The organism is Mesorhizobium sp. M1338, assembly GCF_040318045.1.
Classification (GTDB): Bacteria; Pseudomonadota; Alphaproteobacteria; order Rhizobiales; family Rhizobiaceae; genus Mesorhizobium.
The window spans coordinates 163,382-186,153 of sequence record NZ_JAMYLL010000007.1; the positions used below are offsets into that span (position 1 = coordinate 163,382).

Here is a 22,772-nt window from a genome sequence, read left to right on the forward strand (position 1 = left end):
CTTCGTCATCCACGGGCGGAGCAGGAGCGAAGCGACGTCGCGGAGACCCGAGGATCCATGCCGCGACATCGGCCAAAGAATGCCACGGTCCAGAATGGTACTCATGCCGCGTAGCCGCCACCTCGCCGTGCCGCGAGTCGCGTTGAACTTCGAGGGAAGAAGCACTCGATTTTGGTCCGCCTTCGCGTGTCATGTGCGTCACGGCATGGATCCCAGGGTCTTCGCGACGCCGCTGCGCGGCTGCTCCGCCCTGGGATGACGAAGGGAGAGGCCCTCTGCCTCAACCCGGTCCGCCCAAGCGAGGCGGCGGCGGGGCCAGCACATCCTCCACGGAGAGCGTCCGCGCTTCCGAGGGCAGCATGATCGGGATGCCGTCGCGCACCGGATAGGCGAGCTTGGCAACCCGCGAGACCAGCTCACCGCGCTCCGGATCCCAGGTCAGCGGCCCCTTGGTCAGCGGGCAGGCCAGCAGCTCCAGCAGCTTGGGGTCGACATTGACCTTCTTCCCGTCACGTCCGTCCGCCATTCGGTCCGTCCTCTTTAGCCTCGGATTATCCGAACGTTGGCGCTGCCCTCACCCTACCCTTTCCCAGTGAAGAACTGGGAGAGGGGATCGCCAGCGTTGCGGCCAAGTCCCTTCTCCCCGTTCTTCACGGGGAGAAGATGCCGGCAGGCAGATGAGGGGCAGCACCACCATTGACAATTAACCCGCTGCACTGCGTCCTTCGGCACACCTTACTGCAGGCTCGAACCAAAATCCTCATTCTCGCGCGCCAGCGCCATTTCGGTGATGGCGATCAGCGTCTCGGCCCGGGTTTTCAGGTCGGCTGCTTCGAGCAGCGCCTGTTTCTCGGCCGGTCCGTAGGGCGCCATCATCGACAGCGCGTTGACCAGCATGGCATTTTCGGCCCGGCTGACGCTTTCCCAGTCGGCCTCCAGGTCGTTGGCCTGCAGATAGGCGCGGAAAGCCTTGAGCAGCGATGGCCGGTCGATCTCGTTGGCCGCCTGATCCTCATCGAGATCGGCGAGGAAGGGCGCCAGCTTGGCCTGTCGAAACGGCGTCTTGACCGTCAATTCGCTTGCAATGCGGAACCGGCACACGCCCTGCAGCGAAATGAGATAGCGGCCGTCACCGGTCTCGGAAAAGGCGATGATGCGCCCGGCGCAGCCGACATTGCAGAGCTCCGGCTCGCCGTCGTCGCGCAAGGCGCCGTCGAGACTGGGCTGGATGACGCCGATGAGCCGCGAACCGGTGATGGCCTCGTCCACCATCTGCAGGTAGCGCGGCTCGAAGATGTTGAGCGGCATGCGGCCTCCCGGCAGCAAAAGCGCACCCTCGAGCGGGAAGATCGGGATCGTCGACGGCAAATGCTTGGCGAGCCGGTAATGCGCGTTTCCCGCTTGCACCTCATTCCTCCGATCGCGCCACCAAGAAGCGCGTCAATTCTTTATCCCAGAGCAGCTCACCGTTTCACGGAAACGCCCAACCGCTCCATCTCTTTGTTTCATGCATGTCGTTCTCCCAAAGCCGGGACTACTTTTGGGCGACATGCATTAATCTGGCGCAGTCATCGCCGACGCCAAGCCCGTGCGGCAAAACAACCGGTAACCGGCTCAGGAAAACAGCAGCGCCGACAATTTGCGCCGCGCCGCGAGCGTCGCCTCGTCGGTCATGCCCCAGGCCTCGAACAGCTGCAGCAATTGCGTCCTGGCGCCGTCCTCGTTCCATGCGCGGTCGGCCTTGATGATGGCCAGCAGATTGTCGGCCGCCGCGGTGCGATCACCATTGGCGTTCTGGATCATGGCCAGATCGAAACGCGCCTGATGGTCGTTGGGGTTCTCGGCAAGGCGCCGCTCGAGCTCGGCCGGATTGCCAAGCGCGGCCGCTTGCGCGGCGACCGCCATCTTGGCGCGCAGGGCGGCCAGCGGCGGCGCATCCTTCTTGGCTTCCGGCGCTGTTGCCAAAAGTGCCTCGGCGCCTTGCACGTCACCAGCCTCGAACAGCAGCTCGCCCAGGCCGCCGATCGCCTCGATCGTCTCCGGCGCCTGCGCCAGGATGGCATCATAGATGTCGGCGGCACCCTGCATGTCGCCGGCCTCGCGCGCTTGCGCAGCGGCGGCCAGCGCCTCGGCCACCGGCGGCGCGCCATCGCCCTTGCCGCCGACCTTGGTGATGAATTCGGCGATCTGGCTCTCGGGGATGGCGCCCATGAAGCCGTCGACCGGCTGGCCGTCCTTGAAGGCGATGACCGCGGGAATCGACTGGATGCCGAGCTGGCCGGCGATCGAGGGATGGTCGTCGATGTTCATTTTGACCAGCTTGACCCTGCCGCCGGCGGCCTTGACCGCCTTTTCCAGCTGCGGCGTAAGTTGCTTACAGGGCCCGCACCAGGGCGCCCAGAAATCGACCAGCACCGGCTGGCGGCGCGATTCCTGGATGACGTCGGCGGCAAAGGCGGCGGTCGTCGTGTCCTTGATGACATTGGCACCCGGGGCGCCGGGAGCAGCGGGCGCATCGCCAAGCGCGACTTTCGCCGGCGCGGGGGCGGTCCCACCATACTGCACCGATGTGGTGTACTGGCCGCCATTGCCCCCGAAGGGGCCGCCAAACGGATTGTTGTCGCTCATCTCTTTACCCTTCCATGGCGCGGCCGGCCGGCAGCTAGACGCCACACGCTTCAGACCATCGGTTCAAGCCACCATGTGGCGATCACGCGGAGACTTTCAAGATAGCAGCATCGTGCCCGGTTGCCTCGACGAATTTGATCAGGTCGCTCGCTGCGATCGATGTCGTCGCCTCATTGGTCAGCGGATGCCCGTTGATCACCGCATGCTCCATCAAATCCTTGTCGAGCACGAGCTTGACCCTGTTTGCCGTATCGTTGATGACGCCAAAGACCGTGACGGCGCCCGGCGTGACGCCGAGCAGCTCCATCAGCATCTCCGGCTTTCCGAAAGAAACGCGGCTGGCGGCGCCGATCACCTGATGGATCTGCTTCAGATCGACAACCGCGTCCTCGCCGACGGTGACCAGGAAGAAATTGTCCTTCTTGTCCTTCAGGAACAGGTTTTTCGTGTGCCCGCCGGCGATTTCGCCGCGCAGCGCCTGCGAATCGGCGACCGTATAGAGCGGCGGATGACGCTTCGTCGAGGCGGCAATCCCGAGTTCGGCAAGAAAGGCCATCAGGTCGGCTTCGGTCTTCGGCATCGGTTTGTCTTCGTCCCGTTTCTCAGCCCATGCCGTTTACGGCCAATGGGGCGGCCGGCACAAGACCGTCATGCGACATCGCGGTGAACGGCACCGCCTTCGCGGTGGTGCCCCCCGCCACTCGCGCGCCCGGCACAGTGCCGGCGGCTTGCCGGCATCGCCTGCCGCGTTGCAAAAAAAGCCTGCGATTTCCCTGTTGCAATCGCCGCGCTCTTCAGCCATATAGGCCCGGCTTGCGGCCAAGACGCCGTGCGAGCGGGTGTAGCTCAGGGGTAGAGCACAACCTTGCCAAGGTTGGGGTCGAGCGTTCGAATCGCTTCACCCGCTCCAGTTTCCTTCCAGGGAAATCAAGCGACTAAGAGACGCCCTCCGGGGCATCTCTTGCTTACACGGCAATGCAATGTAAGCACAATGTAAGCAGCAGAGATAGCAGGCGAAGCGTTGCCGGATACCCCGTGCGAGACACCGGTTATCTGTATGCGGAGAAATCTTGTCGCCTTGTTGGACAGCCATGACGATTAGCTTGCTCGGAGCAGGCATCCCGCGCCGGCTGGATGACGACGAACGGCCATCGGCATCTTCTTGGGAAGGCGGCACGGTTGCGCCAAGAACCGACATTAGGTGCGAAGTCTCCGCCGGACAGGTGCCAGATTGTACCTAGGACATGGGTGACAACCTCGCGCCGAACGGGTTGTCGATGGTCTGCAATATCCTCTGTTCCAGATAGATATAGCCCAGATCATAATGCATGAAGCTTACGAGCCAAATGCCGTCGTCGATCTTCTTGATGCCGAGCCTTTGACCGGCCATGACGGTTGAGATGTTGATCTTCCTGCGGTGCATGCAGATTCGGCCGCGAAGCCACGCCCATCAGCGGGTCGAGGATCGACGGCCGGAACAGGGCCATCTCCGCCCGGTGGCTAACGCGAGGAAGCGGTGGCAGTCCTGCGCGTGGCCGGGGCTGGGCAGGCGGTGCAACCTTCGTCGAGGCAACTGAAAGCAGTTTACTCGGCGGCGATCTTTGCCACGTCGTTGACCTGGATCAGCCGTTCAAGCAGCTTCAGTTCTTCCGCCGTCAGGTCGGTCAGTGGCGGGCGAACCGGGCCCGGTTGCTGGCCAAGCGCTCTCAGTCCAGCCTTGATGATCGAGACGGCATAGCCCTTCTTTCGATTGCGTAGCGCAACGAATGGGAAGAAGAAATCCTTCAGGATCTGATCGACCACTGGCTGGTTCCCGGTTCGAAGCGCCTGATAGAAACGCTGGGCCAGTTCCGGCACGAAGTTGAACACCGCCGAGGAATAGGTCGTCACACCGGCTGCAAAATAGGCCTGTGCGTAGACTTCGTGCGTCGGCATGCCGCCGACATAGACCAGCCGGTCGCCGATCCGCGCGGTGATCTCGATGACCTTGTCGACATCGCCGACGCCATCCTTGAAGCCGATCAGGTTCGGGCATTCATCGCAGAGCCTGGCGATGCTGTCTGCCGTGAGAACGGCGTTGTCCCTATTATAGACGATCACGCCGATGCCGACGGACTGACACACGGCCTTGACGTGGGCGACAAGTCCAGCCTGTTCAGCAAACATCAGATAAGGCGGCAAAAGGAGCAGGCCGTCGGCGTCGGCCTTCTCGGCCGCTGTTGCAATCTCGATCGCCAGTGCCGTGCCGTAACCGGTACCCGATACGATCGGCGTCGTTCCGGCGGACGCTTTGGCGGCACGGATGACATCGGGAATTTCCGACGGCGCGAGCGAGAAGAATTCGCCGGTGCCTCCGGCGGCGAACAGTACGGACGCGTCGTAGCCGGCCAGCCATTCGACATGCTTGCGATATGCGGGCTCGTTGAATTTCAGGTCTGCGGTAAAATGCGTGATGGGAAAGGAAAGCAGTCCGTTGCCGACGGCTTTTTTGAGTTCAATCGGGTCCATGTGATATCCTTGTCTTCTTCTTGAACCAGCGGGGTGGAGAGATCGCATTTTCAGGTCGGCGACGTGTCGAGCGCCTCTAGTAGCGCGGCGATGTAGCCGTAACAAAAGGCGAAGGCGACGCCGTCCGGGTCGCGGCCGCTGATCGCAGGCACATGGTCGGGCATCACCATGTACCGGTAGCCGACCTCCTTGTAGACCTTCATCGAGCGGACCATGTCCATGTCGCCTTCATCAGGGAAGGTTTCCATGAAGGAGAGCTTGCCGCCTCGGATATTGCGGTAGTGGACATTGAAGAGCTTGCCGCGCGTCCCGAACCAGCGAATGATATCGTCGATTTCCTCGCTCGGATTGTCGAGCATCTCCCCGACGGATCCCTGACAGAAGTTCAGGCCGTGATAGGGGCTTTCCCGCATCATGACGAACTTCTTCAGGCCCTCGACGGTGCCGAGCACCCGCGTCACGCCGCGATAGCCAGGCGGCGTATAGGGATCGTGTGGATGGCAGGCGAGGCGCACGCGGTTGCTGGTCGCAACCGGCACAACGCGTTCCAGAAAATAGTCGATCCGCTCCCAGTTCTCGTCTTCGGAAAGCACGCCAGCCAGACCGGGTACTGCGTGCTGATCGGCTTTGTCCCAACGAAAGCTGGCGTTCAGGGAGCCGCCACGGCCCGGCTCGTGCGGGGTGCGCGGAATACCGATCAGATTGAGATTGTATTTCGCCGCGGGAATGCCGGCTTTCGCACAGTTCTCGATCATCCGGCAGACGGCATCAATCTGCCGGTCCCGATCCGGTCCCGCCAGCAGGATATCCGGGTAGGATGCCTTTTCTATCGGTTGAGAAGGAAGCGGAAGCTGGATCATATCGAGTATCAGGCCGAAACTTTCGACTTTGTCGCGATGGCGGTCCAGATCCTGCAACGACCAGTTCCCGGGATTGCCGGGCGGATCGGCTGAAATGTGCTTTACGCCGAGTTGGGCAAAGACTCTGTAGTCGTCATCGTCCCGTGCACCGACCTGTGTTCCCAGATACACAGCGATCTCCTTAAACAAAACTCATTCATATCGAATGACGTAATATGAATTCTGGGACCTGTCGAGAGTATTTAACGGGTTTCTGCCAAAATCCTGTATCGCTTCTGGCTGGCCATCATGTGGGCGCGCATCGCCCGACGAGCCCGATCCGGGTCCTGATCGGCGATTGCCGACAGGATTTCCACATGCTCGGCATGGACCTTTGCGAGGTAGTCCGGATCGTTGGCGTCCGGCAGTGTCGGGAACTGCCCCCGGGGGATAGCGCGGGGCCCGAAATGGCGCAATACGTCAACATAGAACCTGTTGTTCGTGGCTGCCGCAATCGCCATATGGAAATCGAAATCAGCCTCCACCGTCGGCTTGCCCTGTTCGATCAATGTCGCCATTCTACGGTTAGCGGCGCGGATAGCTGCTTCCTGTTCGGCTGTCCGGCGGTAGGCGGCAATGGCTGCGGCCTCTCCCTCCGTGGACATTCTAAACTCGAGCAATTCAAGGGTTTCCGGGATGGTGCTGATTTCAATGGCGGTGAGCGCGAAACTCCGATGGCCCTTGGGGTCGCTGACGAACACTCCTTTTCCCTGGACCGGCTTCACATACCCTGCGGAGCGCAAATCCGCGATCGCCTCCCGCACGACGGTACGGCTCACGCCAAAGCTCGCTGCCAGCTGCGGTTCGGTCGGCAGTTGATCGCCTTCCTTCAGCTTGCCCGTCTCGATCTGACCGCGCAGCTGGTCGATCAGCTGCTGCGCCAGTCGTTGCCGTTCCCGTGGTGGTGCCTGCCCGATTTCGTTTGCCATTACCCGCCTGTCTCACGTCCCGGCAAGGAGCCCTTGCCAATTCAATACAACACCTATAAATCATAATACGACATACGAACGACATAGTATGTTCGGCATGATAGCGTAGGGAGGAGATTATATGAAGCATTTTTGCAAAGGGCTTTTCATCGGCGTTGCGATGGGCGTTCTGGCACTTGGCTCGCCTGCCGCCCGCGCGGAAACTCCCGAAAACCAATTGGTTATTGCAACATCGCTTGCGCAAGTCTTGTCGCTGGATCCGCAGCAGGCGACTGAGCCCAAGGCCATCGAAATCATGGCCAATCTGTATGACCGGCTCGTTGCCACGGACCCGAGCGGCGCGGACAAGCTCGTGCCTCAGCTTGCCGAAAGCTGGGCGGTCGACGACAAGGGCGTCACCTTCAAGCTGCGCGACGCGAAATTTGCCTCCGGCAATCCTGTCACGGCAAACGATGTGGTCTATTCCCTCACGCGTCTGTTGAAGCTGGATCAGGCGGCAGCGGCAAATTTCAAGCGTATCGGCTACACTGGGGACAACATCGAAAAACTGGTCCGCGCGGAGGACGACAAGACGGTCCGCATCGATCTATCCGGCAAGGTTACCGCCGATCTGCTGCTTTTCCGTCTTGCGATGGTGGTTGCCAGCGTCGTCGACAGTGTCGAAGTGCAGGGCCATGTCGTCGACAACGATTTCGGCAATGGCTGGCTGCGCACCAAATCGGCCGGGTCGGGGCCGTTCACGCTCAACCGCTGGACGCCGAACGAACTGGTCATCCTCGAGGCGAACCCTGATTACGCGACCGGTGCGCCGAAGATGCGCCGGGTCATCATGCGCCATGTGCCGGAAAGCCAGGTCGAGCGCCTCATGCTCGATCGTGGCGACGTCGATCTCGCTAATGCGCTGACCGCGCCGGATATTGCCACATTCAAGGACAAGAAGGGTTTTGAAATCCAGCGCATCCCTACCGGCGGCTTTTACGTCCTGTCGATGAATGCGGGCAACAAATACCTGTCCAATCCAAAGGTTCGCGAAGCCATTGCCTACGGCATTGATTACAAGGGGATGGAAACGGCGATCATGGGGCCATATGGCAAGGCCAGGACCGTTCCGGTTCCTGAGACCTTCGAGTATGCCATTCCCAGCCCTGACTGGCAGCTGAATGTCGACAAGGCAAAGTGGCTGCTGGCAGAGGCCGGCTACAAGGACGGCTTCTCCCTCAATCTGAAGACCATCGCCCAGACGCCGCGCATCGATCTGGCGACCGCGATCCAGGCGACACTTGGGCAAATCGGCATCACCGTGAATATCCAGCAGGGCAACGGCGCGGAGATCATCGCCGCCCACCGGGCCCGCGATTTCGATCTGCTCATCCCGCAGACCGGCGCCTACATGCCGAACGTGCTCGGATCGATGGAACAGTTTTCCAGCAATCCGGACAATTCCCTGGAGGCCAACAATGCCGGCAACTTCGTCTGGCGCTCGGCCTGGGACATTCCCGAGCTGACGGATTTGACGGCCAAGGCATCGATGGAGCGGGACCCGAAAAAGCGCGGTGAACTCTATGTCGAGATGCAGAAGATGTTCGTCGATCAGAAACCGGCCGTGTTGCCCCTGTTCGAGCGGTTCGAACCGATCGTTCTCAGCACCCGTGTGAAGGGTTATGTCGGTCACCCAAGCCAGGCGACGCGCCTTGAAGGCGTGACCAAGGCAGCATCCGAATAACCTGCCAGGCATCCGATCATGAAGGAACTATCCGCAAGCGAGCTGGGACGGCGTCTTCTTCACCTGTTGCTCAGCCTGTTCATCCTGTTGTGCGTCACCTTCGTGATCGGCCGGGTTCTCCCCGCCGACCCGGTGGGCGCCATTGTCGGCGAACTTGCCGATCCTGCCGCCTACGAGGCGATGCGGACCCGCCTCGGCCTCGACCTGCCGCTGTACCAGCAGTTCTTCATCTACCTGAATAACCTGCTTCACGGCGATTTCGGAACGGCGATCCTCACCGGCAATCCGGTCTCGCAGGATCTGTCCCGGGCCTTTCCGGCCACCTTGGAGCTCGCCACCCTCGCTGTGCTGATCTCGACGTTTGTCGGCGTGCCCCTCGGGCTCGCCGCTGCGCTTTTCCGTGATACTTTCATCGACAAGATCGCCCGCGTGTTATCGCTCGTCGGTCACTCCATTCCTGTCTTCTGGTTCGGCATCGTCGGTCTTGTGGTCTTCTACGCCACGCTGAACTGGGTCGGCGGACCGGGCAGGGTGGATGTCTACTATGAGGGGATCGTCACACCAGCCACGGGCCTGTTGCTGGTCGACAGCCTGCTCGAAGGCGAGACGGAAATCTTCTGGAACGCGCTGTCGCACATCATCCTGCCGGCCATCATTCTTGCCTATGCGGCGATGGCCTACATCACACGCATGACCCGCAGCTTCACGCTGGAACAGCTCGGACAGGACTATGTGATTGCCGCGCGTGCGAAGGGCGTCGGCCCGGCGCGCACGGTCGTCAGCCACGTCCTGCCGAACATAGCCGTTCAACTGATCACGGTTCTCGCCATTTCCTACGGCAACCTGCTGGAGGGCGCTGTAGTCACGGAGATCGTCTTCTCCTGGCCCGGGATCGGCCAGTACATGACCAATGCGCTGATGATCGGCGACATGAACGCGATCCTTGCCGCCACGATCGTCGTCGGACTCGTCTTCATGCTTTTGAATTTCATCGCGGACATCGCCTCCGCGATTCTTGATCCGCGCACTCGGGAGGCCACCCGATGAGTCAGGTTCTTCACAATGACGCCATCGTCAAGTCGCCGGGCATTCTCGCTCGTCTGCAGGCATCGGCGGGCCGCACGATCCGCAAGCTTGCCGAAGAACCGCTCGGAATGGCCGGGTTCCTCATTCTGGCTATGCTGGTCGTCGTTGCGGTTTTCGCGCCGTTGATCGCGCCCTACGGCCCGAATGTCCAGATGCTCAGCGATGCGCTGAAGCCGCCGAGCCTTGCGCATCTTGCAGGGACCGACGAGTTCGGCCGTGACATCGTCAGCCGGCTGGTCTGGGGTACGCGCATCACCATCCAGACCGTGCTGTCCGTCTCTGTCATCGTCGGCCCCGTCGGCCTGATCATCGGCGTTGTCGCCGGGTTCTTCGGCGGGCGTACCGATGCGATCTTGATGCGGGCAACCGATATCGTGCTGTCCTTCCCGTCGCTGATCCTGGCCCTGTCTTTCGCCGCCGCTCTCGGCGCCGGTCTCAACACCGCCATAATCGCGATCTCACTCACCGCCTGGCCGCCGATCGCCCGTCTGGCTCGGGCTGAGTCGCTTGTCGTGCGCAATGCGGACTATGTCGCCGCCGCGCGACTTTACGGCGCCTCGCCTGTACGCATTCTGCTTCTCTACATCGCGCCTATGTGCATTCCGTCCGTCATCGTGCGCCTGACATTGAACATGGCCGGTATCATTCTAACGGCCGCTTCCCTCGGCTTCCTCGGTCTCGGTGCCCAGCCTCCGTCGCCCGAATGGGGCGCGATGATTTCGAGCGGGCGCAAGTTCATGCTTGACTACTGGTGGGTCGCGGTCATGCCCGGCATTGCCATTCTCCTGACGAGCCTTGCCTTCAACATCGTCGGCGACACGCTGCGCGACCTTCTGGATCCCCGCCATGCCCGATCGTAATCCATCTACCATCCTGTCGGTATGTGACCTGAATGTGCGCTTTGGCAAGAATTCCATTGCCGCCGTTTCGAACGTCAGCTTCGATCTCGGCCGCGAGCGGATCGGCATCGTCGGCGAGTCCGGCTCCGGGAAATCCACCACCGGGCGCGCCATCATGCGGCTGCTTGCGCCCAGCGCCCACATCTCGGCCGAGCGCCTGGATTTGGACGGAAATCCGCTGCTGGAAAAGACCGAACGGCAGATGGGCGCCTTGCGCGGCAAGGACATGGCATTGATCATGCAAGATCCCCGCTACTCGCTGAACCCGGTTCTCAACATCGGCAGGCAGGTTGCCGAAGCAGCACGATTGCATCTCGGGTCCAGCAAGAAGCAGGCGCTCGATGCGGCCCGCGCCATGCTGCAGCGCGTCCGGATCAACGACGCGGATCGCGTCATGAAACTGTATCCACACCAGATCTCTGGCGGCATGGGTCAGCGCGTAATGATCGCCATGATGCTTCTGGCCAAGCCAAAGCTGGTCATCGCCGACGAACCCACATCGGCCCTCGATGTCAGCGTGCGAAAGGACGTGCTGATCCTGCTGGACGAATTGGTTCGCGAAAACAATTCGGGCCTGATCCTGATCAGCCACGATATCCGCATGGTCGCCGCCTTCTGCGAACGCATTCTGGTGATGTATGCCGGCCGCGTGGTCGAGACGCTGACCAGACTGGACGAGGCCGAACATGCCTATACACGCGGCTTGATCGCCGCCTTGCCCGATCCGCGAAACCCTGTCCGGCGCCTGCAGGTCCTCGACCGGCGCACGCTTGAAACGACACCGGAGGCAACGGAATGATCAAGGTCGACAACCTGGACGTAGTCTACGGTACCGGCAAGGCGCGCAACCATGCCGTCCGCAGCGTCAGCTTCTCGGTTGCCAAGGGCGAAACCCTCGGTATCGTCGGCGAATCCGGTTGCGGCAAATCCACCGTGCTGCGCTCGCTGGCAGGCATCGAGCAGGGCTGGACGGGCTCGGTCGAGTTCAATGGAAAGCCGATCGGAAAGCTGCGCTCGCGCGACGAACTGAAGCTATCGCAGATGGTATTTCAGGATCCCTACGGATCGCTTCATCCGCGCCATCGGATCGGCACGGCGCTGGCTGAACCGATCCGCTCCATGGGGCTTGGCGACGGCTGGTCGAAGGTGCCGCAAGCCCTGAAGCAGGTCGGATTGCCGGAGGATTTCGCCAATCGTTTCCCGCACGAACTATCCGGTGGTCAACGACAGCGCGTCGCCATCGCCCGCGCGCTGATCCTGTCGCCACCCATTCTCCTTCTCGATGAGCCAACCTCCGCGCTCGATGTTTCGATCCAGGCGGAAATTCTCAACCTGCTCGACGACCAGCGCGACGAACGCGGCCTGACCTTTGTCCTCGTCAGCCATGATCTGTCGGTCATCGCCCATATGTGCGACCGTGTTCTGGTGATGCAAAATGGGGTTTTTCTCGATGAGATGACGAAAGCGGATCTGCGTGCGGGAACAACCCATGCCGCCTATTCGCAAGAGTTGTTCGAAGCCAATTTTCTGTGATCGGTCGGGACCTAAACATGGGCGGATTTGTTGACGGGGCTAACGGTCGAATTGGCCGTAGCTTCTGTCCGTCAGAGCACGCTCCTTCAAGCAACTGCCGCTGTGAGAACCGCACGGTCAGCCGCAGCAGCGGAGCCTGAACTGATGATTCGATGACGCTTTACATGCATGTCTTCGGCAAGGGCGACCCCGTCGCGCTCGCCACGGCGATACATGCCGGGTTGGCGCTGAGCAAGACACCGATGGTGAACGCCACATCTAGTGCCACACAGCCGCCAATCGCCGAGGACCAGCGTATCCGACGGCAAGCATGAGGACTTCTTGGAGCCTCTATCGTTTCGTGCCGCCGGATGCAGCGTGGATTTTCCCCAATTCCAGGCATCGAATCGACCTGAGGGCCGCAGCAGTTGAGAGGCCCGGGCTGCGCTTCCGCTGAGCGGGCTACATTCGCCACGCCGGTGTCGGTCTGGAACAGCGTCTTCACGCCTGGCGTGTCGCAAGGGTGGACGCACGTGCCATCGCAAGACCGGACTTCCGGGTTGAGCTGGAAGTCACGGAGCGACGCACGAACTGCTGGCGTGCGCCTGGCCTTCGGCGTATAAATACCCTCGAATTTCGGGAGGAAAGAGCCATGGACGCAGTGCCTCAATGGCGCCTCGCGGGCGATTGGTTCGACATCTGCAGCTGCGACATCCCTTGCCCGTGCGAGTTCGCCCAGCGGCCAACCGGCAATCACTGCCAGGGCGTGCTCGCCTGGCATGTGCGCGAGGGTCAGTATGGCGACGTGAAGCTCGACGGCCTGACTCTGGTGGCGCTCGGCGAGTTCGAAGGCAATCTATGGGCCGGCGAGGCAAAGGCCGTGATGGGCATGTACCTCGACGAGAAGGCGAACGAGTCGCAGCGCGAAGCCCTGCAGGCGATCTTCGGCGGCCACGCCGGCGGCTGGCCGGCGGGCTTTGCCGCCAATATCGGCGAGATGCGTGGCATGGAGTTTGTGCCAATCACGTTCGAGGTGGCGGGCGACCTCGCCACCTGGAAAGTCGAAATTCCCGGCCTCGTCGTCGGCCGCGCGGAAGCGCTTTCCGGTCCTACAACACCGCCCGGCAAGCGGGTGCAGACAATCAACCCGCCGGGCTCGGAGGTCGGCCCGGGCCAGGTTGCCACCTGGGGGCGTTCTGTCGAGGTGAGCACCAAGGGCTTCGGGCTGGACTGGACGGGCACGGCCCGCTCGAGCAAGCACATTCCATTCGACTGGACCGGCCCGAACTAGGGCGTGCCGATGCCCAACGCATTCCCCGGGAAAACGTGGCGGCTCGGGAATTTGCGTGGCATGCCGCTCGGCCTTCTCGCATCGCTCATCGTGCTGACAGCGGCGGCATGGGCGCTCACCCTCTACCAGACATTCAGCATGGATATGCCCATGGGCATTGCGGTGCGCGGCGGGATGGAGGGAATGGAAGGCATGGCCGGCATGGCGATGGCCGGAATTGCGGCCGACGGCTGGTCACTGGCCGGCGTCGCCGCCTTTCTCACCGTATGGACTGTGATGATGGCCGCTATGATGCTGCCGGCCGCGGCGCCCATGATCTTTATGTTCGCGGCGGCGCAGGCCAGGCGCGGACGGCGGGTGGCCGTTCCAACCTGGATTTTCGTCGCGGGCTATATGCTCGTCTGGGCGGCGGCGGGCCTTCTCGTGTATGTCCTGGTCCAGTTCGGCAGCGAGTTGGCGACGAGCCTCGATCCGCCTCGGCGTTCGAAATGGGCGCCGCTCGCGCTCGGTGTCACGCTTGGCGTCGCCGGCCTCTACCAATTCACGACCCTCAAGCACATTTGCCTCAGCCATTGCCGTTCGCCGCTCGCCTTCGTTGCCCAGCACTGGCGCGACGGGCGGGTTGGCGCGCTCCGGATGGGGCTGCGCCACGGGCTGTATTGCTTCGGTTGCTGCTGGGCGCTGTTCGCCGTGCTGGTCGCGGCGGGCGTCATGAGCCTCGCCTGGATGCTGCTTTTGATACTGATCGTCTTCGTCGAGAAGCTGATGCGGCGTGGGCGACGCTTCGAAATTGCTTTGGGCATTGCGCTAATTGCCCTCGGGGTCGTCGTATCGCTCGGGGCGATCGAGATGCCTTGGACAAGCGGCTAGAGCCGGAGGGCTTCAGGTCGATTCGACCTGAAATTTGAATCCGCCACTAAATCAAAGAACTTCAGCATGGCCCCTAGTAGGAAGCTGTGTCCCGTGACCGTTCAAGGGGCGTAGACTTGCAAAAAGCCGATGGGCTATACACGGCAAATGCCGACGTTTCCCGCCGACCAGGTCTATGTGCGTGTTTGCCACGTCAAGCAGGGCTATGAGGACCGCGAACAGCATATTGCAAGGCAGATCGGCCGCCATGGTATCCCGGCCACCTGGTATCTTCACTGGGATGTTGCAGATATTACCGATGAAGAGGTCGAAAGGCTTACCGTGCCAGGCGCTCTCAAACTGGCGGAACTGTCCTGCTCCTTAAAACACATCGGGATCTGGCGTGATTTCCTGAAGACCGATAAGCGCTATTGTCTGGTGCTTGAGGACGACGTCTTCCTGGCCGCCAATTTCAATACAAAATTCAACGCGGCTCTGGCGGAACTCGGCGATCCAAACCGCAAAGCCGCCATCTATATCGGCAATGCCGGCACCTATTACATTTCGGCGTTCAAGTTGAAGCGCGGACAGCATCTCTATCCAGCCCCTCACGGCAGATCCACCGATTCCTATATCATCACCCGCTCCGTGGCAGCCGAGAGGTGCGCCTGGTTTGATGCACGCAAGATGTCCGCGCCGATCGGCCATGAGATCGACCGTGCGGATGCGGCGCTCGGGGTGGAGGTGCTTTGGTTCGAGAGACCCTTTGTAGAGCAGGGCACGCACAATGGGGCCTTCTTGACGTCGATAAATCCCGACAGTCAAAGGCCGCTTTGGTATAAGCGCATGGAGTGGCAGTATAAGAAATATCGCCGACAGCTGGTTGGTCATATGTAGCGCTCGCTTGCGACCCGGCCGAACCCGGTCTCATCCGGCTTTGGGTCGACAACATTGACCCGGCTGGTGGGGTACTTGCCCGAAATCCCCTGATCCATCCTCCAGATGTCACATAAAGTTACAGCGGGGAACGCTTCCCGCTGGGCCTCGTTAGCCCTCCATCAACCCAACGATGGAGAAAACCAATGCAGGACATTTCCGGCAAGCGCGTCGCTATCCTTGCGACAAACGGTTTTGAGCAGTCCGAACTTGAGGTGCCGCTCAAGAAATTGCGCGAGTCAGGCGCTGAAGTCGATGTCGTGTCGCTCGCAAGCGGCAAGATCAAAGGCTGGGACCACAAGGATTGGGGCCGCGAGGTTCCCGTCGATAGGATTTTGGCTGAGACCCGGGCGGATGACTACGACGCAATCGTGCTGCCCGGCGGCGTTATCAACCCCGATCTGCTGCGGATCGAGCCGAAAGTCCTCAACTTCATCAAATCGTTCTGGTCGGCCAACAAGGTTGTGGGCGCGATCTGCCATGCGCCCTGGCTTCTCGTCGAGACCGGAATTGTGAAGGGCCGCCGGGTCACATCCTACAAATCGATCAAGACCGACGTGATCAATGCCGGTGGTGTCTGGGAAGACAGCGCGGTGGTCACCGACCAGGGACTTGTCACCAGCCGCAACCCAGGCGATCTCGACGCGTTCTGCGACAAGCTCGCCGAGGAAATCAGGGAAGGGCGGCACGACAGGCGGGCTGCGGCTTAGCCGGTCCTTGCGCGACTTTCGCTTTCAGGCGCTCTTCGTACCGTCCGCTTTCCGCAGCGATGCCTGATGCACCAGCGAGGCCAGCTGCTGGTCGAGGCGAGGTGGCAGTAGAGCAGGCCGAGCGCGCCTAATTTGCGCAGGTCGAGAAACGCCTCGTCGCTGAGCTTGTTGAAGGCCGGCTCGTCGATGACCTGGAAATCGGTGAGGTTGAGCTCTTCGCCGCCTTCCAGCGTCACCTTGCTCTGGCGCGGCGAAAACAGGCCGCGCGCGTCGATCCTTTCGATCATCGCGCGGGTGGCGCTGAAGTCGATCTGGAACCGATTGCGGAAGGCGAGTGCCTGCCTGGTCGCCTCGGTGCCGATTCCTATTCCCGTGAACGACGTCGACCGCACGACCGGATCGCTTAGGTTGCGACTGGTGCTGCGCCACCTGGTTTGGCAACCGTATGGGACCGGCGCGAGCGACCATTCCAGCGGCGTTGGCGCAGAGCAGCTAAATCAGATAGAACTAAATCAGGCAGAACCATTTTGTAATTTCAGGAGACGACATGTCTGACGAGCATGTTGAGCGTCGGCTGGCGGCGATCCTGGCCGCGGATGTGGTCGGCTATAGCCGTCTTATGGAGGTCGACGAAGAGCACACGCTCAATCTCCTTCGGCAGCATCGGCGGGAGTTCTTCGATCCGACCGTCACCAAGCACGGTGGGCGCATCTTTAAGGTGATGGGTGACGGCTTCCTGGTGGAGTTCGGCAGCGTAATCAGTGCGGCTCGCTGCGCGGTCGAGATCCAACGCGGCATGTCCGAGCGGAATGCCGGCATCCCCGAGGACCGGCATTTCAAGTTTCGCATGGGCATCAACCTTGGCGACATCATCGTCGACGGTGATGATTTCCATGGCGATGGCGTCAATCTTGCGGTGCGGCTGCAGGGCCTCGCGATACCCGGCGGCATCGCCTGCTCGGAGGCGGTGCGCCATGAGGTCGGCAACAAGCTGGGCGTCGACTTCGCCGATCAGGGCGCCAGGACCGTCAAGAACATTGCTCAGCCGGTGCACGTCTATTTCGCCAACTGGCAGGGCGTCCCGCATGTCGAGACGCATATTGCGGCCAGGAGCGTCCAGACGCTGGTGCGGTCCGACAAGCCGTCGGTGGCGATCCTACCCTTCGCCAATCTGAGCAATGATCCCGACCAGCAGTATTTCAGCGACGGCATCACTGAAGATATCATAACCGACCTCTCGAACGTCTCCGGCCTGTTCGTACTCAGCCGCAATACGGTCTTCGCCTTCAAGGGCAGGACCGACAAGATGGAACGCATCGCCAGGGAGCTTGGCGTCGGCTACATTGTCGAGGGCAGCGTCCGCAAGGCGGGAAACCGGGTCAGGATCAATGCCGAGTTGATCGAGGGGGCCACAGACGGACACGTCTGGGCTGCCCGCTATGACCGCGACCTCACCGACATCTTCGCCGTGCAGGACGAAATCGCCAAGGCGGTCGTGGCGCAGCTCAGGGTCAGGCTCCTGCCCGAGGAGAAGAAGGCTATTGAGCAGGCGCCGACGGACAATGTGGAAGCCTATACGCATTATCTTCGAGGGCGCGATTACAGTCACATCGCGACCAGAGCGAACCACCTGATGGCCAGACAAAGTTATATCAGGGCCATCGAGCTTGATCCGGGATATGCCCGCGCATATGCGGGCTTGGCGGTCTGCGACGTACGCCTTCAGTCGAGCTACGGCTCGCCGATCCAGGTGGACGACATTCTCGCGACCGCCGACAAGGCCCTGGCGCTGGACCCGAATTTGGCCGAGGCGCATTCAGCCAGGGGCTTCGCCCTGTCCCTCGCCGACCGCCGTTCCGAGGCCGCGGCGGCGTTCGAACAGGCTCTCGCGCTCGACCCCAATTGCCACGAGGCCAACCGCTACTATGCCGAGTTCTGCGTAACCGGCGGCCAGTTCGAGCTCGCCGCGACGTACTTCATGCGCGCGATGGAGATCAAACCGACCGACTACGGCGCACCGGTCATGCTGGTGAACGTCTTCCGCACTCTCGGCCAGCAGAACGACGCCGAGCTTTATGCGCGGATCGCATTGGAGAGAGCTGAAGAGGAACTCCGTCTGCATCCGGAGAACGCCAATTGTGCCTGCCTGGGGGCTATCGTGCTGGCCTTCCTTGGGGAACGCGATAGGGCGGCGAAGTGGCTTGACCGGTCTCTGGCGATCGACCCTAGCGATATCAACGTCCAATATAACGCCGCTTGTACCTATGCGTTGCTGGGGGAGTTCGAACGCTCGATCGACCTTTTGGAAGCGTGGTTGCCGCAGGCTGGCGCCGAGATGAGACTCTGGTTCAAGAACGATTCCGATTTCGCCTCTGTTCGCAGTCATCCTCGCTACCAGAAGTTGCTCCAGCTCCTGCGGTAGCGATACGCATTGTACTTGAGGCGATTTTATTGCCGATAATCAAGAACCGGCTTCAGGAAGATTACCTGACAAACCAACGCTCTCGCCATCCCACAGGCATTATGTTACGTTACTAATGTAACCGAGAGGTGGGGAATGGGTACCCGGTTCAGGCTGTTCGTTCAGCCTCCGTTCGAAGACCCTACGTCAAGCCCTGAAATCATTACGGTTTCTTCCCCGCGAGGCAGCGTCGGACCTGGCCCGTCCGACGATCGTATGTATGTCGTCGAGCCGGTCGACAAGACGCGGCCCTATGGCGTCGACCACGGCCCGTTGGGCACGCCCTTCATCTCCCTGCCGCCCTGGACGCGAGCGATCCTCGATCCGGCCGTTCCCGACGAGGAAGGCAATTTCGATCACTATCAGCCCTCGACGCCCGGCTTCGAAGCAGCGCACGCGTTCGGTTGCGTGCGCTTCACGCTCGACGTTTGGGAGCGTTACATCGGCCAACCGCTCATCTGGCACTTCCGCGATCACTACGACCGTCTGGAAATCTCGATCCTGCCGGGTTGGGATAACGCCCAATACGGCTATGGCTTCCTCGAGCTCGGCGGCCAATTCGTGAAAGACGGACGCGCGCTCCCCTTCAGCCTCGACTTCGATATTATCGCGCACGAGGTTGGCCATGCGTTGGTCTACGGCGTCCTCGGCATTCCGGACCCGGGAGCCGAGCTCCCCGAATATCTGGGCTTTCAGGAGGCCTTTTCCGACTGCGTTTCGTTGATCGCGGCCATGCATTTTCCCTCCGTGATCGAAAATGTTCTGACGGTGACGCGCGGGAATCTCTACATCGCCAACCAACTCTCTCGCTTCTCGGAATTTTCGCCGCACCGCCAGATACGCGAGGCCAGCAACAAACTGACGATGGCCGATTTCGCGGACGGCTGGACCGACGAGCATGCACTGTCGCAACCTCTCACGGGCGCCGTCTTCGACATTCTGGTCGATGTCTTTCACGAGAGCCTGGTGGCTCGAGGACTGATCTCGCCGGAGGTCGAAAATCTTGCCGACCTCGCCGAGATCGACCCAGCAGCCGAGCTGCCGGTCCAGGAAGTCTTTGACCGCGATTTCGCTCGCAATCCGGAAGGTTTCGTCGACGCGCTGCTCGACGCGCGGGATATCGTGGGTACCTATCTCGCCGAGACGCTGTGGGCTCTCGCCCCGGATTTTCTGGACTATGGTGACGTGGCGAGAACGATGCTCGCGGTCGATGACAGTGTGACCGGAGGAGAACTATCAAGGATCATCTTCCGGGATTTCGACCGAAGAGGGGTTTTTCGCTACCGTGCCGGGCCCCGCCTGACGAAGCCAACCCGAAAGAGCCATTTCCATGAGGGTCGAATCGCCCTTCCACGAGACCAGGCGCGTCTGCCGGACATGAGCTATTTCGAGAAATATTGGATGTCCAGAAGGGGCGCCGAGCTTTGATCGACATGCAAAAGATGGGGTGATCCATGATACCTGAAACCATTTTAAATACCTCGGCCATACATTTGTTCGGTAGGGTTCTTGAAGATTTGAAACTCAAGAAGAGGATCGACGGGGGACGGCCCCCAAGGCCTGGCAACAACAGATTCCTGCAGAACCAGATCGACGCCTCCGGTAGCCTGCTGGCAAGGATCTATGCGTTCACCTTCGAGGCGCAGTTCTACGAACTCGCCCGACCGACAATACTTCTTGTCCATGGGCCTGGCACTGCCGTTGATTATCCGGCCCCGGCGGACACCGATCTCAAGGTCATGAGCCGCGGTCCAAGCGACCCTGCCTATACCGGACTGTCATCACAGGTAGGCTCGTTCGCGCGCGGAATGCTGGTCTGGGTCTACGACAAGAGTGACCTGACAATGCGGCTGGAACTCGACACCGGAACGCTCGAGGATGTCCTGTTGAGTGCCGAGCTGGACCCGCGTTCGTTTGGTCGATCGGGTGGAGCAATGGGCCGATCCGGCGGTGCGATGGGGCGGTCCGGCGGCGCCATGGGCAGGTCTGGCGGTGCGATGGGGCGGTCCGGTGGCGCCATGAATCGCGGCGGGCGCGGCGATTTGGACTAGCGTTTCCGATCGTTAATTGAGAAATGCCGAAGGAGATGGACCATGGCAAACGTAGAGATAGTGCATGTCGCTATACCTGAAGGGAATGCCGTAAGAGGCAAAGATCCGGTTACGGTCGGTGTGACGGTGGCCCCAAGTTGGTTTAAAGAGGCAGAAGACTTGGTAATTAAATTTATTTACGCCGCCACTTTAGAAGGCACCGAATATCTATACAATGACGATATAACCGTCGAGAATTCAACAGAAATCAACTTTATGGTTAAAGCAGAACATGGCGCTTCGCCTGGAGAATATTATGTTCAGATCAAGAAAAAATCCTCAGGTGAAACGATCGCAAGTGGCCCTGACGATGGAACTATCACTGTATCCTAAGCTGGTCACTGCCAAAAAAATACTCTATGACTGACTGCAATTCACATCGGCATCAACGGCTCTGCCCTCACGCCGGCAAAATCTTGCCGGGTTCTTGATGTTTTGCGGTCGAGTGTCTGCTTGATCGGCTTCCGCAGCTGCCTCCTCAAGTCCTTCACCTCATGCGGGCCAGCGAGAAATCGGCCCGCCGGCCGCCCCGCCGCCCGCAGCGATGCCTGATGCACCAGCGAGGTCCAGCTGTTGGTCGAGGCGAGGTGGCAGTAGAGCAGGCCGAGCGCGCCTGATTTGCGCAGGTCGAGCCTCGTCTGAGCTTGTTGAAGGCCGGCTCGTCGATCACCTGGAAATCGGTGAGGTTGAGCACCTCGCCGCCTTCGAGCGTCAGCGGCGGACACCAGCGGTCAACAGAATCGACCGCATCAAAGGCCGAATACATGACCGCTCCAGACTTGCGCCGTATCTGCCAGTTGCCTCTTGCCCTGAGAGGGGCCGTCCATACATGACGAAGTGAAGAGCGTCTTCGCCAGTCTTCAAGGCATGCGGCGCATCAATACAAGCGAGGAACTCGCTTGATTGTCCATACCCGGAATGCTCCGTTACCACTTTGGACGTCCGGAGAAGATTGATGACAGGCTTTGTCGACCGCGAGCGCGCGGCGCAACTGATGGACCGCGCCGGCATCGAGGCGCTGGTGCTGTGCGCGCCCGAGGCCTTCCACTATGCGACCGGTGCCTCGATCGGCCCGGCGGGGCTGTTCCGGCGCGCCGGCGCCGGCTTCGTCGTCATTCCCGCTGGCCACGACCTGCCGATCGGCGTGGTGGTGGCGGATTTCAATGCCGCGCAGCTGCAACGGGTCCTGCCGGACGCTGTCATCCGCAGCCACCCGATCTGGATCGAATCGGCCACGCTTGACGCATCGACGTCAGGGCAAGGGCTGGCGCAACGCATAGAGGCCGGTCTTGGAGGGTCCGGCCGGGCGCCTGGTTTTTCACGACCGGCAACATTCGACCTGACCAATTCCGTCGGCGAACTGAAGCAGATCCTTGCCGGCTTCGGTCTCGAGCGCGCAACGATCGGCGTCGATCTCGATTTTGTCGCCGCCGCCGATTTCTCGGCCATGCAGGCATTGCTGCCGGCCTGCATCATGGTCGATGGCTCGGCCGTCCTCGATCGGTTGCGGGCCATCAAGTCGCAACGCGAGATCGACTTTCTCCAGCAAGGCATCATCCTATCGGAAGCCGGCCTGGACCGGCTGCAGGTGGATGCCATGGCAGGCATGCGCCAGGCCGATCTCATTGCCCTCTACCGGCAAGGCGTCGCCACGGCGGCATCCGGCCTGTCCCATCCGGTCGCCATGGCAGAATATGTGACGCTGGGCGCCAGGGCCAAAGGCGCCGATGCGAAAGCCATGCCCGGCGATCCGCTGAAGTGCGACATGGTCTGCACGGTCGGCGGCTACGCCTCCGATATGTCGCGCAACTTCACCTTCGGGCCGCCATCCGCCGAGCAGGCCGAGCTGCATGCCATCGCCGAACAGGCCTTCGAGGACGGACTGGCATCCCTTGTTCCCGGCAACACCCTCGCCCATGTGCATCAGGTGGCCACCGGCAGTCTGGCGCGGCAGGGGCTGCGCTCCTACCGCCGCGGCCATTTCGGCCATGGCGTCGGCCAGTCGGTGTTTTCCGAACAATGGCCGTTCATCGCGGCCGACAGCGATGTCGTGATCGAAGCCGGCATGGTGCTGGCTTTCGAGATCCCGCTATACATCGACGGCCTCGCCAGCTTCAATCTCGAGGACCAGTTCCTGATCACGCCGGGCGGGCCCATTGCCATGAACCGACTGCCGAGGCGGCTGGAGAGGATTGGATAGCGAGGGCCTTTGGAACGCTTTGCGGTCGGCCTGCTTCTGGGTGTCATATCG

General features: G+C 61.1%; 24 protein-coding genes, 1 tRNA gene and 1 pseudogene. 16 read left to right on the top strand and 10 right to left on the bottom strand.

The window, feature by feature from the left end; genetic code table 11:
- Positions 1–280: 280 nt before the first annotated feature.
- The 4 genes from NKH19_RS09995 to NKH19_RS10010 all read right to left on the bottom strand — a co-directional run bounded on the left by NKH19_RS09995 (position 281) and on the right by NKH19_RS10010 (position 3,208).
- On the bottom strand, positions 281–526 hold the full coding sequence (locus tag NKH19_RS09995; RefSeq protein WP_352866488.1) for a Trm112 family protein: 246 nt from the start codon (positions 524–526) through the stop codon (positions 281–283).
- 209 nt (positions 527–735) lie between these two features.
- Complete coding sequence (locus NKH19_RS10000) at positions 736–1,407, bottom strand: LON peptidase substrate-binding domain-containing protein (protein ID WP_352866490.1); 672 nt, start codon at positions 1,405–1,407, stop codon at positions 736–738.
- 207 nt (positions 1,408–1,614) lie between these two features.
- Positions 1,615–2,628, bottom strand: coding sequence for a thioredoxin (gene trxA / locus NKH19_RS10005; RefSeq protein ID WP_352982104.1), 1,014 nt, complete (start codon positions 2,626–2,628; stop codon positions 1,615–1,617).
- Positions 2,629–2,710: 82 nt separating this feature from the next.
- Positions 2,711–3,208, bottom strand: a complete 498-nt coding sequence (locus NKH19_RS10010) for a prolyl-tRNA synthetase associated domain-containing protein (protein WP_352866495.1) — start codon at positions 3,206–3,208, stop codon at positions 2,711–2,713.
- Between the two features lie 255 nt (positions 3,209–3,463).
- Here NKH19_RS10010 and NKH19_RS10015 point away from each other — a divergent pair.
- A tRNA-Gly gene (locus NKH19_RS10015) sits at positions 3,464–3,538 on the top strand.
- Between the two features lie 327 nt (positions 3,539–3,865).
- On the opposite strand, the pseudogene NKH19_RS10020 reads toward NKH19_RS10015, so the two are convergent.
- The 4 genes and pseudogenes from NKH19_RS10020 to NKH19_RS10035 form a co-directional block, all read right to left on the bottom strand.
- Positions 3,866–4,063: pseudogene (locus tag NKH19_RS10020) on the bottom strand (transposase); the annotation flags it as partial.
- A 149-nt stretch (positions 4,064–4,212) separates the two neighbouring features.
- The gene (kdgD, locus tag NKH19_RS10025; protein WP_352866500.1) at positions 4,213–5,136 is read right to left on the bottom strand and encodes a 5-dehydro-4-deoxyglucarate dehydratase; all 924 of its coding nucleotides are present in this window, start codon (positions 5,134–5,136) and stop codon (positions 4,213–4,215) included.
- Between the two features lie 50 nt (positions 5,137–5,186).
- Positions 5,187–6,167: a mannonate dehydratase gene (locus tag NKH19_RS10030; RefSeq protein ID WP_352866600.1), complete on the bottom strand. Its 981-nt coding sequence runs from the start codon at positions 6,165–6,167 to the stop codon at positions 5,187–5,189.
- 71 nt (positions 6,168–6,238) lie between these two features.
- Complete coding sequence (locus NKH19_RS10035) at positions 6,239–6,964, bottom strand: FadR/GntR family transcriptional regulator (protein ID WP_352866502.1); 726 nt, start codon at positions 6,962–6,964, stop codon at positions 6,239–6,241.
- A gap of 121 nt (positions 6,965–7,085) precedes the next feature.
- On the opposite strand from NKH19_RS10035, the gene NKH19_RS10040 reads away from it, so the two are divergent.
- The 10 genes from NKH19_RS10040 (at position 7,086) to NKH19_RS10085 (ending at position 15,970) form a co-directional block, all read left to right on the top strand.
- Positions 7,086–8,687: an ABC transporter substrate-binding protein gene (locus NKH19_RS10040; RefSeq protein WP_352866504.1), complete on the top strand. Its 1,602-nt coding sequence runs from the start codon at positions 7,086–7,088 to the stop codon at positions 8,685–8,687.
- Between the two features lie 18 nt (positions 8,688–8,705).
- Positions 8,706–9,734, top strand: a complete 1,029-nt coding sequence (locus NKH19_RS10045; protein ID WP_352866507.1) for an ABC transporter permease — start codon at positions 8,706–8,708, stop codon at positions 9,732–9,734.
- Positions 9,731–10,633: an ABC transporter permease gene (locus NKH19_RS10050; protein WP_352866509.1), complete on the top strand. Its 903-nt coding sequence runs from the start codon at positions 9,731–9,733 to the stop codon at positions 10,631–10,633. The genes NKH19_RS10045 and NKH19_RS10050 overlap by 4 nt, the downstream gene beginning before the upstream one ends.
- Complete coding sequence (locus NKH19_RS10055; protein WP_352866511.1) at positions 10,620–11,471, top strand: ABC transporter ATP-binding protein; 852 nt, start codon at positions 10,620–10,622, stop codon at positions 11,469–11,471. The genes NKH19_RS10050 and NKH19_RS10055 overlap by 14 nt, the downstream gene beginning before the upstream one ends.
- Complete coding sequence (locus tag NKH19_RS10060) at positions 11,468–12,205, top strand: ABC transporter ATP-binding protein (protein WP_352866513.1); 738 nt, start codon at positions 11,468–11,470, stop codon at positions 12,203–12,205. The genes NKH19_RS10055 and NKH19_RS10060 overlap by 4 nt, the downstream gene beginning before the upstream one ends.
- 152 nt (positions 12,206–12,357) lie before the next feature.
- The gene (locus NKH19_RS10065; protein WP_352866515.1) at positions 12,358–12,519 is read left to right on the top strand and encodes a hypothetical protein; all 162 of its coding nucleotides are present in this window, start codon (positions 12,358–12,360) and stop codon (positions 12,517–12,519) included.
- Between the two features lie 317 nt (positions 12,520–12,836).
- Complete coding sequence (locus NKH19_RS10070) at positions 12,837–13,475, top strand: DUF1326 domain-containing protein (protein WP_352866518.1); 639 nt, start codon at positions 12,837–12,839, stop codon at positions 13,473–13,475.
- Positions 13,476–13,535: 60 nt separating this feature from the next.
- Positions 13,536–14,345, top strand: a complete 810-nt coding sequence (locus NKH19_RS10075; RefSeq protein ID WP_352866521.1) for a DUF2182 domain-containing protein — start codon at positions 13,536–13,538, stop codon at positions 14,343–14,345.
- 129 nt (positions 14,346–14,474) lie between these two features.
- Positions 14,475–15,221, top strand: coding sequence for a glycosyltransferase family 25 protein (locus NKH19_RS10080; RefSeq protein WP_352866524.1), 747 nt, complete (start codon positions 14,475–14,477; stop codon positions 15,219–15,221).
- Between the two features lie 185 nt (positions 15,222–15,406).
- On the top strand, positions 15,407–15,970 hold the full coding sequence (locus NKH19_RS10085) for a type 1 glutamine amidotransferase domain-containing protein (protein WP_352866526.1): 564 nt from the start codon (positions 15,407–15,409) through the stop codon (positions 15,968–15,970).
- Here NKH19_RS10085 and NKH19_RS10090 read toward each other — a convergent pair.
- The gene (locus NKH19_RS10090; protein WP_352866529.1) at positions 15,967–16,362 is read right to left on the bottom strand and encodes a SapC family protein; all 396 of its coding nucleotides are present in this window, start codon (positions 16,360–16,362) and stop codon (positions 15,967–15,969) included. The two genes, NKH19_RS10085 and NKH19_RS10090, sit on opposite strands and share 4 nt — an antisense overlap.
- Positions 16,363–16,517: 155 nt before the next feature.
- On the opposite strand from NKH19_RS10090, the gene NKH19_RS10095 reads away from it, so the two are divergent.
- From NKH19_RS10095 to NKH19_RS10110, 4 genes are all read left to right on the top strand, one after another.
- Entirely contained in the window at positions 16,518–18,392 is a 1,875-nt protein-coding gene (locus tag NKH19_RS10095) for an adenylate/guanylate cyclase domain-containing protein (RefSeq protein ID WP_352866532.1), read from the top strand.
- Between the two features lie 135 nt (positions 18,393–18,527).
- A complete protein-coding gene (locus NKH19_RS10100; protein ID WP_352866533.1) occupies positions 18,528–19,859 on the top strand; it encodes a gluzincin family metallopeptidase in 1,332 nt (443 codons plus the stop codon).
- A 26-nt stretch (positions 19,860–19,885) separates the two neighbouring features.
- Entirely contained in the window at positions 19,886–20,482 is a 597-nt protein-coding gene (locus tag NKH19_RS10105; protein WP_352866535.1) for a hypothetical protein, read from the top strand.
- A gap of 42 nt (positions 20,483–20,524) precedes the next feature.
- Positions 20,525–20,854: a hypothetical protein gene (locus tag NKH19_RS10110; protein ID WP_352866537.1), complete on the top strand. Its 330-nt coding sequence runs from the start codon at positions 20,525–20,527 to the stop codon at positions 20,852–20,854.
- A gap of 154 nt (positions 20,855–21,008) precedes the next feature.
- Here the strand turns inward: NKH19_RS10110 and NKH19_RS10115 are convergent, their stop codons facing one another.
- Entirely contained in the window at positions 21,009–21,287 is a 279-nt protein-coding gene (locus NKH19_RS10115; protein WP_352866539.1) for a hypothetical protein, read from the bottom strand.
- A 189-nt stretch (positions 21,288–21,476) separates the two neighbouring features.
- Here NKH19_RS10115 and NKH19_RS10120 point away from each other — a divergent pair, with 189 nt between their 5' ends.
- Entirely contained in the window at positions 21,477–22,721 is a 1,245-nt protein-coding gene (locus NKH19_RS10120; protein WP_352866542.1) for a M24 family metallopeptidase, read from the top strand.
- Positions 22,722–22,772 lie beyond the last annotated feature (51 nt).